This window comes from Aporhodopirellula aestuarii (assembly GCF_023701485.1).
GTDB lineage: Bacteria > Planctomycetota > Planctomycetia > Pirellulales > Pirellulaceae > Rhodopirellula > Rhodopirellula aestuarii.
This window is the reverse complement of the sequence record NZ_JAMQBK010000014.1, coordinates 125,056-137,603: the sequence shown is the minus strand read 5'-3', so window position 1 is coordinate 137,603 and position 12,548 is coordinate 125,056. Positions and strand designations below refer to the sequence as shown.

Sequence of the window (12,548 nt, the reverse complement as noted above, 5' to 3'; positions counted from 1 at the left end):
GCTTGCGGGTTAGGTTGGGAATGCCTCGTTCATTCGGAGGATTTGTTTCGTCAGTAGGTCGCCAGCGTCCAACCGGCTGATGTGCTGAAAGATTGCTGTCGTCCTGTTCACCACCACAGCATCCATTCGTGTCCGGCGATGTAAACGATCACGGCAAGTCCGATTAGGAACGCGAGCCATCCCAGACGGCTGAGCCACCCTATCCGACGATCTTCACTCCTGGCTCGGTCGGTCCATTCCAGCAATTCCTGTTCGTCGGTTAATTTGTCCATGACGCCGCGCACGAACGCCTGTTGGTCAGCGGTCGGGCCAGTCGCGGCAAAATAGCAACCGCTGAAAAGGAGTGGGTTGCTATCATTCGAGAAGGCGTCGATCAGCAACCGCTCCATTCGTGACTTCATGGAACAGCGGACGTTGCATAGCAGTTCGTAGAGGTTGGTGTTGCCCGGTTTAGACAGCGACTCTCGCTCCCGGAACAGTGTGTAAATCCAATCTTCGAATGCTCCAACGACGTGTGAGCTGAAGCTGCGCAGTTCGTCACGTGAGTTCTCGGTATCCGGCTCGAATTTCTTCCCGAAACGTTGCCAGACGGCGCGGTCGATGCCGACTCGGCGGATGAATTCTTGGAATCCGGCTTCTTTCTCCATGCCGGTCACCAAAGTGGAAACCGGGCATCGCAGCTGCATCTCACGGCTTACTGTTTCCAGGTCGGAGCTGATCGCCTTTCCAAACTCGCTGACTTCGTCGTCGCTCGCATTCATGATGCGGTTGGGCAACAGGACGACAACGCCATTAATTGGGCAGAGGGCTCCGCGAACGCTGCGAATCAAATTGGAGAGGTATCTTAATCGATCGAGGGCGGCGGCCGATTCGCCTGAGGAGAGTTTGCTTGCGGGCTGGATACTTTGACCGATGTCGTCGCGCTGGATGCTGTCGGCGAACGGGGCAGGCCCGTCTTGTCCGTCGAGGAGCAGCGTGCCTTGGCCCGCCTCGGGTGATGCTTTCACCGGATCGTTGGAGATCGCGGCCGCAGCGTGCGGTTGCCAATCGCTCGCCATAATAGTGCCCTCAACCGCAGATGCCGGCCCGCCGGATTGGCCAAAGGTGATGGCGTCAGAAGGCATGGCGGCGGCTTGAAGCGGTGACGCGACGCTGGCGGTTCGTGATGCGAGAGACGCAATCGAGCTGATCCAACCGACATCGGTTGCGAAGAGATAAACAGCCGACGGGGTCACGTACCAATGGAGCGATGCTGGTCCTGGCGGCACCGAGGCGGCACGGAATTCGAGTCGGGATGCTCCCATGATCGCGAGTTCTTGCTGGTCATTGCTGGAGCCGATCAGCAGGAATAGGGGAACAGAGTCGATATTCACGCCGACACTCTGCAGCGCCGCCATCCCGTGATTCCAGGCATAGTCGATATCGGGATGTTTGGCTTGGTCGCCTTCCAGCCAAAGTCGGATGATCCGATGGAGAACGATCGGAATCGTAAACACGAGGGTGATTTGCAGGCCGATCCGCCACCACGACATGGAATGTCGCCAAGGAACATTTTTGGGATCGAACAGGAACAGCGCCCAAACGACAGCGACCATCACAAATAGGAACACAAACATCAGGCACGACGCCCGCGTGGCGGTTCGTTGCGCCCGGTAAGACGGCGGGATGCCCGACGTTGTCGCGGTCGCGGGCGAAGTCGATTGCTGTGGCGAAGCCGCGCTGGGCGGCGCCCCGGCAGCTTGAGATCCCGGAGCGGGCGATGGGGCGGTTGCTCCTCCCGCCGCGGATGCCGCGCCGGCTGCATCGGGCGTGGCGCCGCCGTCGGGTGCTGCATCTCCGGCCGCCGCTTTGCCTTTACCCAACGGGTCTGTGACGAGTCCTTTGTACTGTTTTGCTTGCACCTCGATGTCGCCCGTGGTTTGGTCGAAAGCCCCCTTCTTGTGATAGAGCGCGTTCACGTAAGTATCCAGCCAGCCCATCCCTGGTAGCCAAGATATTTTGAGAACGATCGTTTCCAATGCTTTTAACATCAAATTGTGTTCCGCAATCGGAATCCTGTCGGTTCTAGAGGGCGTAGGTGAGAGCGGCCACGGAACACGAAATCGCCGCGAGCAGCCAAGGCCAGATAAGCTTTTCCCTGGGTAAGCGTGGTGGGGCTCCGCTGAGGTTCCGCCGAATCCCTTGCAGCATCGGCCGTCCCTGCCCAAGGCGGATCGCGAGGGCGGTCTGGTGCGACCAGGTATCGAGGTCTTCTGGTAACTCATAAGCCTGAATCGCTGGTCGAGCGAGTTCAGGGTCGTCGTAGAGGCCACGGAATCCCAGGATCACGCAAACATAAAAAACTTCCAATGCGTCGCGTTGCGACAGCGTCGATGCTTCTTGCGCTTTGACGAAGAAGGACTCGTAGCAGTTACGAGAGTTGAACAATTCCATTTCGAGGACATTGTTGCTCCACCACTCCTTGCCGTTCCATGGGGCTTCGACGAGCATTTCATCGATCCACGAAACGAGCCCGTATTTGGCGAACATCCACTCCGCATGGGCGCCGAGTCGAGCGTCCGCCTCGGCGATTAAAGCGGCGATGCGAACCCGCTCTTCTTTTGCCGAGGGTTCTTGCCCCGCTCCGATTCGCTCCAGGAGCCGAAGCATGTGCAAGAAAATCGGATCAACGGCCATTGAGAATTGTGGCGTCATGATTCACTGGGGACCGCAAACAAAGCGAATTCGAGCGGTACCTTGCGACCGAACGCGCTGACAACGATCTGTCGTTCCCCCTGTAATTTATCGGAGTTCATGATCAGAGAATCTTTCAATCGTATGGCCAGTGACTGCGTTTGTTGCACGTCACGCCATGCGGGGGCGCCGTCCTGCAGCACCTGATAGTAGACCCAATCTTGACGTGCCGGCAATGCCCGGATGGCACGACTGACCGGCTCGAGTTTGACGCCCTCGGCCCGGCGTTTAAACAGGATCTCGACCTGGCGACTGCTACCAAATTTCCAGTCGAGTTGCCCCGGCGAAAGCAGGTCGCGGCACTCCGACTCGGTCAGATCGCCCTTTGCGACGCCGACATACCACTGCCAATCGGAGTGAAACCAGCGAGGTTCCAGCGACACCTGCATGCCCATTCCGACGCCTTCGAAGTAACGTTGTTCGAACTGGTAGTCTTGGACGGAGTGGATGATCTTTTCAATTTCGATCTTCACCCATGTGAAGATTCGGACCAAATCTTCGTGGTCATAACGCGGGTATTCGCGAAGGCAGCGTTCGGGACGGAAGATCGCGAGCGATCCGAGGATTCGGCAAAGTTCGCTGTATGCCTGCAGCGGATGCACGCCTTCGGCAAATGCCAAAATCGATAGCAGTCCGTGTGCTTCGTTGAGTTTTTCCAGCATGCTGATGCGATCGGCATCACCGGGTTCTCGCGTGTCACGTCCGACACCTCGGTTGATAATCTGCTGGCTCAAGACGTCAATCTTCTGGCCAATAATGTCGTAGATGCCACGTACGATATCGCGTCCCAGTCCCGGCCACGCCTTGATCGAAAGCAGCGGCGGGATGTAGGAGTGGTCCAGCTGCGGAGAAGCTTCGCCTTCACTGGCGCGTTTCAACTGAGCGATCGGTAAGAGTTCAAATCCCGAAAGGTCGTGCGTCGACAAAACGATCTTCGCGTTGATTTCGCGGAATTGAACGTCTTGAGCTGCAGCTTCTCGATTCTCGTCGTCGACCGCGAGTTTCATCTCGCGGTATCTGGAATCGCTGCTTGCGCCGGAAGTGTCAATATTGGATTGGCCGATCTTGAGACGCGGCACCGCCAAATAAACGCGGATGGTGTTCTCAACCTCAAATGCGTCGGCCAGCTCGGCGACGACATGATGCTGGGCCGCCACCTCATTCTTGAGGTCGACCCGGTCGGGTTCGTTGCCATCGGAGAAGGTGACCAGTGTTCCGTCACGCATGCGGGCTTCGAGATGATGGATCTCGAGCTGGTGGTTCGAGAGTGCATCCTCGCTGAATTTGACCGCGTGCAATCCGTAGCCGTAAGGTGATTCCCAGTCGTGCGTTAGCCTGTTTTGTTCATGGTGGAACCGCTCAGTCGCTTGAAAATGCTGTGGCCTCAGAAAGAGGCCCTCATACCAATGGACAGGCAAGTTTTTCATCTAGAACACTCGTTGGTTGCGCGCGGCCGATTCCTCATCTCAAGATGCTTATGTGTAAACGGAATCAGAGACAAAGTAACCCCTGTTTCAATGGTCCTGCATCTCGTTTGTATCCAGTAAGCGCTTGGAGCGACCTTACGATAGTTGCAACGATGATAGCACGAAAGTACCACTGCCCGCCCCTGCTCGGCGTGGTATCGCTAGCAAAATGTGCGTTGGCGGGAATCGCGACCGACCGCAGCCACAGGGGAGCTTGCGTTTGTTCTCGTCGGCCTAACCGTCAAATTCCCCGTTTTTCGTGTACAGAATCAACCGTTACAACCGATACGATACAAACGAGTAGTTTTTTTCCGCGTGCGAATAATAGGCGTGGTGACGAGTCCGCTAGTTGGTTTTCATGATTCAGTCGCTGGGATCACTGCCGTTTTTGGTTGTCGCGTTGTCCGTCGTAGGGTTCGCGAACGTCGCTACTGCGCAGGTGTCCGACGGGGTTCCGGGCCGTCGTGGAACGAACGTTTTTGCCAAGCGGGGTGCTTTTAGCTTCGGCACCGCTCAGTTTCGAATGCCGACCAAAATCAACTTGGGCGAAGCTCTTAACGCGGCCGAGCCGCTGCCTCCCAGTTTGTTCCGGCCGGTCTCAACGCTGCAAATCAGAGTAGTCCAGCCGCAGGTATTTGCGGACGAATCAGTGCCAGCGTTGGTTACGCAGCCTGAGACGATGGCGTTGTTGGAGGGCGAGTTGAACCCGCCACCTGCAACCATGGCTGAGCCGCTTTTTGTGTCGGGTTTGCCCGTCACGTTGGATAATCCGAGCGTGCCGTTTGCGGCTCCGGACAGCCCGTCGACGCCATTTGCAGGTCCAGTCCGCCGTGTCGATCCGCTTGCGGATCCTGCGCAGTTGATGCTCTCCGCCGCAGTTCAGTCTGAGTCGTTGTCAGCTCCCGAGGTTGAACCCGAGGTGCTGCCGAAGCCGGCCAATGAAGCTGAGACGCTACCTGCGCAGGCCGTCGAACTCGGCGTGCTGCCCGCACCGGCCGTCGAACCCGGGGTGCTGCCCGCACCGGCCGTTGAGGCTAACGTGCCGCCCGCGTGGCAAGTTCAGCCGGAATTGCTGCCTGAGCCAACAGCCGGGCCTGCGTTGCTGCCAGAGCCTGAGGTTGAGTCTGAGTTGCCACCGGTCGCCGAAGACGTTGAGTCAATCACGCTTCCCGGCGATGCCGAGTTGCTGCCGGGCACTTTGGAGGCCACCGATCCACTGTTTGATGTCTTGGTTAACGAAGGTTTCAACGAGGACGTCGAGTATATCGTTGACGGGCCGCTGTCGACGTTTTCCAGGGTGAAAGAGTTTGTTTGTCGACCAGCTGGTGTGGGCGCGGAGCGAGTGGTTCACGCGCCTTTTGAGGTCGATACGACACAGCCCCAGAATTACATTTCGCTGGGTACCGACTTTGCCTATGACTTCATCTGGCCTAATCGGGCCGAGTATTTGCTTGCCAGTCCGCTGAAGGGGCCGGGCCCCGAAGACTCCGCTGATTACCAAGATTTTCTCTTCAAGGTAGAGCTGGGCTCAAAGAGCTATTCACTCGCGACGGAGATTCCCATTCGTGGGATCGATCCTGAGATCAACCGGAATCATGCTGGTTTAGGGGATGTCAAAGTGACCCTCAAAACCGTTTTTCTGGACGGCCGGACATGGCAGATCACGCCGATGTTGCGGACGCATGTGAACACCGGAAATGCTAAGTTGGGGTTGGGCACCGGGCACGTGTCATTGGAGCCCGGCGTGCTGTTTCGCTACCGGGTCGACGACGCGAACTACATCCATGCCGCGTTGAAATACTGGTTTCCCATCGGCGGTGACCCGATTCACGGTGGTGAGGTCTTGAGTGACGGGTTCGCTTGGAGTCGCGTACTCCGCGAGCGAGATTCCTATGCTTGGATCTCGAGTCTTGAGGCTGTTCACTGGCAAGTGATGGATGGGCAGCGGACGACGAGCGGCGGCGTTTTCGACATCGACCCCGAGAATATCTTTACTATCTACGCGGGTGGACGGTTGGTTTGCGACACCGGGTCTGATCTCGGGCTTGTTGAATACGGTCTGCAATTCGGGACCGCATTCGGGGACGCCCGCTGGTATCAAAACTTGCTCCGCGCGAACATTCGATTCTCGTTCTAAACGACTTCTGCGAAATTCTCGTGTCGAATCGTGTGACTTTAGGACTCGGTTCGGTTTATACTCCCAGAGGAAGCAAGTCGTGCACCACATGGATGGACGTGGTATCGTGATTGGTAGCTAGTAGCGGTCGGAGTCTGTTAAGTCAGCCCCGCGTTCTCTGGCTCTACGATCGGCTTGGTTTCCCAGGCGACTTGTGCAAATCACCATGCTAACGAAAGCTGAAATCTCGCGCTGATGAGTTCCCTTGATCTCGAATCGCTGTTGACTCCTGTCTCAGATGATGAGCCGAGCGGGCAAGATTTGGAGTACGACCTTCAAGCGGTGGCGTTGGATCAGGCGGTCAAAGGGAAGCAGGAGCAGCAGTTCGGGGACACGATCATCGAGGCCGAAGAGCCCGACTGGAAGACCGTGCATAAGCTGGCGGTCGAATTATTAGCTCGTACAAAAGATTTGCGTATCGCAGTGCATTTGGCGAACGCTTCGTTGGCGGTTGGCGGGTTGGCCGAGTTTCGCGACGTGGCGTCGTTAATCGAAAGTTATTTGACTGACTTTTGGAGCAGCGTTCATCCGGTGCTCGATGCGGATGACGACGATGATCCCACTGAAAGAGTCAACGCGGTCGCGTCGTTGCGAGATCCCTCGACGACGCTGCGTTTGTTAAAACAATCGCCGTTAATACAAGTACCCGGCATTGGTCCGATCACGCTGATGGATCTCGAGATCGCCCGCGGTGACATCGCGGCACCTGAAGGTGGAGATCCACCAATTTCGATGTCAACGATAGACGGCGCTTTTCAAGGATGCGACGTCAACATGCTTCGCGAAACCCTGAGTGTCGTTAGCGACATCCGTCAAAAGCTATCGGCAATCGAGTCCGCAATCACAAGCAAGGTTGGTGTCAGTCAGGCAGTTAGCCTCGATCCGATCGTGGATGTCGTCACGGAAATCGAAGGGTTTGTGCAGGGGTACCTGCAAAAGCGGCAGGTCGATAGCAGCGAATCGGCGGAATCGGAATCAGAAGCGGTGTCGGGCGAGACGCCGGCGGCGGCCGAATCGGTTCCGGCGCAACCGGTCGGGTGCGGCGAGATTCGCAAGCGTGAGGACGTCATTCGCGCGATCGACCGGATCTGCGACTACTACGAAAAATACGAGCCATCGAGTCCGCTTCCGCTATTGCTGAACCGTGCCAAGCGATTGGTGACCGCCTCGTTCATGGAAATCATTCAGGATCTGACGCCCGATGCGCTGCAGCAAGCCGAGCAAATCGGTGGCGGGCGATCGGATGACTAATACGTTAACCACCAATAACTTCCGTAACCTGCAACTTCAGGCAGGGCATTCGTTTTTCCAGGAGTACTGTAGTGGCAAAATCTAGCGGCCAAAAGTTTATCGGGCGCAATCGCGCCCCGCGCGTGCAGATCGAGTACGACGTGGAAGTTTACGGTGCTGAGAAGACCGTGCAATTGCCTTTTGTGATGGGGGTCATGGCTGATCTGTCGGGGAAACCGGCCGATAAGTTAGAGCCCGTCGCCAATCGCAAATTCTTGGAAATCGATGTCGACAACTTCGACAATCGTTTGAAGTCGATGAAGCCGCGAGTGGCGTTTCCTGTTTCCAATACGCTGACGGGCGAAGGCAACTTAAGCGTCGACATTACCTTCGAAAGTATGGACGATTTCTCCCCAGCGGCGATCGCTAGGAAGGTCGAACCGCTTCGGAAACTGCTCGATACGAGGACGCAGTTGGCAAACCTGATGACCTACATGGACGGCAAATCTGGTGCGGAGGAAATGATTGCCGAATTGTTACAGGACTCGGCCAAGCTTCAGAGTCTTGCGTCGGCGCCCAATCCGGAGAAGCAATCACCGCCGGCAGCCGCCGCGGCGGCTCCTCCTTCGGCCGCTCCCGTCGCAGCAGCCGCTCCGGTTGCCGCAGCTGCTCCCGCCAGCGAGCCCGCGGCGGACGATGACTTGGATTCGATGCTCAATGATATCGGTGGCGATGATGCGCCGGCCTCATCGGGCGACTCCGACGATGACGATCTGGATTCACTTCTCAACGACCTGTAAGAGCAAACGATATGTCTCAAGGAAATCTTCAATCGGCCGCCTCGAGTGGCAGCACCGTCTTTGCTGACAGTGAATTTTCGGCGCTGTTGCAAAAGGAATTTCGGCCCAAGTCGGATGCCGCAAAGGACGCAATCGAGTCTGCGGTGAAAACGCTCGCCGAGCAAGCGTTGGCGCAGGCCAATGTGGTTTCGGATGACGCGTTGCGGTCCATCTCAATGATGATTGCAGAAATTGACAAGAAGCTGACTGAGCAAGTCAACGAGATTTTGCATCACGAAGAATTTCAGAAACTCGAAGGGGCATGGCGTGGGTTGCATCATTTGGTCAACAACACCGAGACCGATGAGCAGCTGAAGATTCGAGTTCTCAATATCTCCAAGCAGGATCTTGGGAAAACGCTGAAGAAGTACAAAGGAACCGCGTGGGACCAGAGTCCGATATTCAAGCAGATTTATGAAGCGGAGTACGGGCAGTTTGGCGGTGAGCCTTACGGCTGTTTGGTCGGTGACTACCACTTCGATCACAGTCCGCCGGACGTCGCCTTGCTGCAAGAAATGACGCAGATTTGCGCCGCCGCCCACGCACCGTTTATCACCGGTGGGTCGCCATCAACATTCCAGATGGATTCATGGCAAGAGCTCAGTAACCCACGTGATCTGACGAAGATTTTCCAAACCCCCGAGTATGCCGCGTGGCGGTCGCTGCGGGAATCGGAAGACTCTCGTTACCTGGGGCTGACCATGCCTCGTTTCCTCGCTCGTTTGCCATACGGCTCTAAGACCGATCCGGTCGACGAGTTCGACTTCGAAGAGAACGTTGATGGCAGCGAACACGATAGCTACTGTTGGGCCAATTCAGCTTACGCGATGGCGACCAACATCACGTCGGCATTCAAGCACTACGGTTGGTGTACCCAAATTCGTGGGGTGGAATCGGGCGGTGCTGTCGAGAATTTGCCGTCGCATACGTTTCCGACTGACGACGGCGGCGTTGATATGAAATGCCCAACCGAAATCGCGATTTCGGACCGGCGTGAGGCGGAGTTGGCGGCCAACGGTTTCATGCCGCTGATTCATAAGAAGAACAGTGATTTCGCGGCGTTTATCGGTGCCCAATCACTTCAGAAGCCCGCTGAATACGACAATCCCGACGCGACCGCAAACGCCAACCTCTCGGCGCGATTGCCTTACTTGTTCGCGACATGTCGTTTTGCACATTATTTGAAATGTATGGTCCGGGACAAAATCGGATCGTCGATGGAGCGTGAGCAGCTTCAATCGTGGTTGCAAAATTGGATCAACAATTATGTGGAACCCAACCCAGCAACGGCGACCGAAGCGGACAAGGCAATGCGTCCGCTGGCGGACGCTTCGGTTGAACTGGAGGAGGACCCGAGTAATCCAGGGTACTACTCCTCCAAATTCTTCCTCCGCCCTCACTACCAATTGGAAGGTCTGACCGTTTCGTTGCGGTTGGTCTCGAAACTTCCTGCGTAATCTCGGCTTACCAATTCGGCTTTACTTCTCCCGCGTATGAATAGGATTAACGAAAGATGGCAATAGCAATTCGAATTCCCGGTATTTTGGGTGACTGCAAACTCGACGGTTTCGATGAATCGTGGTTTATGGCTGATAGTTTCAGTTTTGGCGTCGAGCGAGAGTTCAAAGAAAGCGGTGAAAAGGGCGGTACGAAGGATGTCAATCTGGGCGTGGGCGAGATGCAGGAATGCTCCATCAGCAAATCGATGGATGCTGCATCGGCGTACTTGGCTCAAGCGTCCATTCAGGGCCAATCTCTTGGCGATGCCGAAATCTGCTTCGTTGAAATCGCTGGGGAAACGGGGGGCACCGACACCGGTGTGCGGGTCTACCTGTCCTACAAGCTCCACCGCTGCATGATCAAGAGTTGGTCGACGAGCGGCGATGCGGATGATCGTCCAACCGAGGAGGTTTCGTTCCTCTATAACAAGCTCGCGTTTGGTTATGCACCGCACGAGGGTGACAACTGGACCGGAAAAGTTCACTACATGGGCTGGGACAACGTCAAGAACAAGAAGTGGGATATGCAGGAAGCCGCGCTCGCCGTCGGTGCTAACTGGAAGCCGTAACCTTCACCTTGGATAGTCTCCTTTGATCGTCGCCCGCATAACAGACAAGATGCGCAATTCGAAGACCCCGGGCAGTGTGATGCTCGATGGGTATGAAAGCTGGTTTCCACTCTCGGATGCCAATTTCTCATTTAGCTTCGGGTCGACTGCGAAGACGCCAGATTACAAAAAAATTGCCTCGCTCAATACCGAAGCTGAAGTTCGGAAAGAGTTGACCGGGACAACGGCAGTGGGGTCTGGCAAAGCGGAGAATACCGTTTCGTGTAGCAAGTTTGTTGATGTGGCGACCAGCGCGCTGATGTATCTCTCGGTCTTTGACAAGTTGAAGATCGAAAGCAATTCACGCGATGACTTGGCGGCGGAGATTCATTTTGTCGAAGCCTCTTCCGCTTTTGCGAAAGAGGCCAATAAGTCGAAGGTAGCGGTGACGGCCTACATGAAAGTTGCTCTGGAGGACGTGGTTGTCGATTCCTGGTCATTATCGGGGAGCAGTGACGACCGTCCGACGGAATCCTTCTCCCTGAAGTTTGACAAGTTTGCCATTCAGTATGCGCAAATCGATGAAAAAGGGAACTTCCGACCCTCCAATGCGAAGGGCTTCAGTCAAGAGGAATTAAAAGATTGGATTCCGAGCAGTTGGAAAGGGAAGAGATCGTGACAGCTATTGAAGCACTGCGGAACGGAGACCTTGAACTCGCCCTGAGCCAAGTGAAGGATGACGTTCGCAATGAGCCGCAGGTGTCGAAACATCGCGTCTTCCTGTTCCAACTGTTTGCCATCACCGGTGACTGGACGCGTTCATTGTCTCAGTTGAAGGTGGCGTCGGATCTGGATAAGGAATGCCAGACGATGGGCGAGGCATACCAGCATATCTTGCAGTGTGAGGCTCTTCGCGGCGAGGTGTTTGAAGGGAAACGGGCCCCGTTAATCTTTGGCGAGCCGGAGGCGTGGATCGCCAAGATGATCGAAGCACTTCGGTTGTCCGGCGAGAAGAAGTACGAGGCGGCGAGTGCGCTGCAGTCGGAAGCTTTGGAGGATGCCGAACCATCGGCGGGGCGCATTACGCTTCGCCCCCGAGGAGATGCAGAGACCGGAGAGAGTGTGGCGTTCGAGTGGATTGCCGATGCCGATTCCCGCATCGGACCTTTCATGGAAGTCATCATGCAGGGAAAGTACTACTGGGTGCCCTTCCAACGGATCCAGGAAGTACAGTTCCATGACGTATCGGACCTCCGAGATTACGTTTGGATCGCCGCGCAGTTTACATGGGTTGGAGGAGGCGAGATGGTCGGAATGGTGCCGACTCGCTATCCCGGGTCGCAAGACAGTGATGACGGGTTGATTCAGTTGGGTCGAAAGACGGACTGGAAACAAGTGGGTGACGAATCTTATCTCGGGCTCGGCCAAAGAATGCTGGCAACCGATCAGGACGATTACGCACTTCTCGATTTGGCTGCGATTTCTTTTGACGCCCCATCGTAGCTCGCTTGCTCGTTGCTCACGTCTGTCGTAATGAAGGGACAAACCGATGGCTGACCTATCGCTCAAAGAAAAGCTTCAGCCATCTTTGCTGGATCGTCTGATTGATGATGCCTCACGCGTTCAACGGGAATCTCGTAGCCAGCGAATCCATTCTCTCACACAGCATCGTGCGAGTGTCTTGCGCGACCTTGAATGGCTGATGAATACTGATAATGCGGAATCGGTTCATGATTTGACGGATTTCCCAAACGTCGCAGCATCGGTCATCAATTATGGAATGCCGGGACTTGCCGGGCGAACGCTCTCTGCGGTCGACATCAGCGACATCGAAAATCGTCTGGGAGACGCGATACGTCTTTATGAACCGCGGATCATCCCAGATACGGTCCAAGTTAAGGCGACGTATTCGGATCAAGAGAGTTCCGTCAACGCGTTGGTTTTCGAGATCAAAGGCGATTTGTGGGCGACACCGGTCCCATTGAAACTGTTTTTGCGAACCAATGTTGACCTCGAGACCGGGGATATTCGAATTCAAACCGTAGCGGATTTTTAGC

The 12,548-nt window shown here is 55.8% G+C and carries 11 protein-coding genes; 8 read left to right on the top strand and 3 right to left on the bottom strand.

The window, feature by feature from the left end; genetic code table 11:
• Positions 1 to 107: 107 nt before the first annotated feature.
• The 3 genes from NB063_RS04530 to tssK are packed head-to-tail and all read right to left on the bottom strand — an operon-like array spanning position 108 to position 4,160.
• On the bottom strand, positions 108 to 2,030 hold the full coding sequence (locus NB063_RS04530; RefSeq protein WP_250927557.1) for a type VI secretion system protein: 1,923 nt from the start codon (positions 2,028 to 2,030) through the stop codon (positions 108 to 110).
• A 34-nt stretch (positions 2,031 to 2,064) separates the two neighbouring features.
• On the bottom strand, positions 2,065 to 2,694 hold the full coding sequence (locus NB063_RS04525; RefSeq protein ID WP_250927556.1) for a DotU family type IV/VI secretion system protein: 630 nt from the start codon (positions 2,692 to 2,694) through the stop codon (positions 2,065 to 2,067).
• On the bottom strand, positions 2,691 to 4,160 hold the full coding sequence (tssK, locus tag NB063_RS04520; protein ID WP_250927555.1) for a type VI secretion system baseplate subunit TssK: 1,470 nt from the start codon (positions 4,158 to 4,160) through the stop codon (positions 2,691 to 2,693). The genes NB063_RS04525 and tssK overlap by 4 nt, the downstream gene beginning before the upstream one ends.
• Before the next feature lie 397 nt (positions 4,161 to 4,557).
• Between tssK and NB063_RS04515 the strand changes: the two genes are divergently transcribed.
• The 8 genes from NB063_RS04515 to tssE all read left to right on the top strand — a co-directional run bounded on the left by NB063_RS04515 (position 4,558) and on the right by tssE (position 12,547).
• Positions 4,558 to 6,336 (top strand): hypothetical protein, encoded by a 1,779-nt coding sequence (locus NB063_RS04515; RefSeq protein ID WP_250927554.1) that lies wholly within the window; start codon positions 4,558 to 4,560, stop codon positions 6,334 to 6,336.
• A 234-nt stretch (positions 6,337 to 6,570) separates the two neighbouring features.
• Positions 6,571 to 7,626, top strand: coding sequence for a type VI secretion system protein TssA (tssA, locus tag NB063_RS04510; RefSeq protein WP_250927553.1), 1,056 nt, complete (start codon positions 6,571 to 6,573; stop codon positions 7,624 to 7,626).
• 71 nt (positions 7,627 to 7,697) lie between these two features.
• Positions 7,698 to 8,405 (top strand): type VI secretion system contractile sheath small subunit, encoded by a 708-nt coding sequence (gene tssB / locus NB063_RS04505; protein WP_250927552.1) that lies wholly within the window; start codon positions 7,698 to 7,700, stop codon positions 8,403 to 8,405.
• A gap of 11 nt (positions 8,406 to 8,416) precedes the next feature.
• Positions 8,417 to 9,901, top strand: coding sequence for a type VI secretion system contractile sheath large subunit (tssC, locus tag NB063_RS04500; RefSeq protein WP_250927551.1), 1,485 nt, complete (start codon positions 8,417 to 8,419; stop codon positions 9,899 to 9,901).
• Positions 9,902 to 9,957: 56 nt separating this feature from the next.
• The gene (locus tag NB063_RS04495; protein ID WP_250927550.1) at positions 9,958 to 10,512 is read left to right on the top strand and encodes an Hcp family type VI secretion system effector; all 555 of its coding nucleotides are present in this window, start codon (positions 9,958 to 9,960) and stop codon (positions 10,510 to 10,512) included.
• A 22-nt stretch (positions 10,513 to 10,534) separates the two neighbouring features.
• Positions 10,535 to 11,170 carry a type VI secretion system tube protein Hcp gene (locus NB063_RS04490; protein ID WP_250927549.1) on the top strand — a complete coding sequence of 212 codons (636 nt, stop codon included), beginning with the start codon at positions 10,535 to 10,537 and terminating at the stop codon, positions 11,168 to 11,170.
• Entirely contained in the window at positions 11,167 to 11,994 is an 828-nt protein-coding gene (locus tag NB063_RS32410; RefSeq protein ID WP_250927548.1) for a type VI secretion system accessory protein TagJ, read from the top strand. Before NB063_RS04490 ends, NB063_RS32410 begins: the two co-directional genes overlap by 4 nt.
• 46 nt (positions 11,995 to 12,040) lie before the next feature.
• Entirely contained in the window at positions 12,041 to 12,547 is a 507-nt protein-coding gene (gene tssE, locus NB063_RS04480) for a type VI secretion system baseplate subunit TssE (protein ID WP_250927547.1), read from the top strand.
• Position 12,548: the final 1 nt, after the last annotated feature.

Excerpts from the sequence above, each read along its gene's own strand:
- NB063_RS04530 (WP_250927557.1), bottom strand. The coding sequence starts at position 2,030 with ATGTTAAAAGCATTGGAAACGATCGTTCTCAAAATATCTTGGCTACCA.
- NB063_RS04525 (WP_250927556.1), bottom strand. The coding sequence starts at position 2,694 with ATGACGCCACAATTCTCAATGGCCGTTGATCCGATTTTCTTGCACATG.
- tssK (WP_250927555.1), bottom strand. The coding sequence starts at position 4,160 with ATGAAAAACTTGCCTGTCCATTGGTATGAGGGCCTCTTTCTGAGGCCA.
- NB063_RS04515 (WP_250927554.1), top strand. The coding sequence starts at position 4,558 with ATGATTCAGTCGCTGGGATCACTGCCGTTTTTGGTTGTCGCGTTGTCC.
- tssA (WP_250927553.1), top strand. The coding sequence starts at position 6,571 with ATGAGTTCCCTTGATCTCGAATCGCTGTTGACTCCTGTCTCAGATGAT.
- tssC (WP_250927551.1), top strand. The coding sequence starts at position 8,417 with ATGTCTCAAGGAAATCTTCAATCGGCCGCCTCGAGTGGCAGCACCGTC.
- NB063_RS04495 (WP_250927550.1), top strand. The coding sequence starts at position 9,958 with ATGGCAATAGCAATTCGAATTCCCGGTATTTTGGGTGACTGCAAACTC.
- tssE (WP_250927547.1), top strand. The coding sequence starts at position 12,041 with ATGGCTGACCTATCGCTCAAAGAAAAGCTTCAGCCATCTTTGCTGGAT.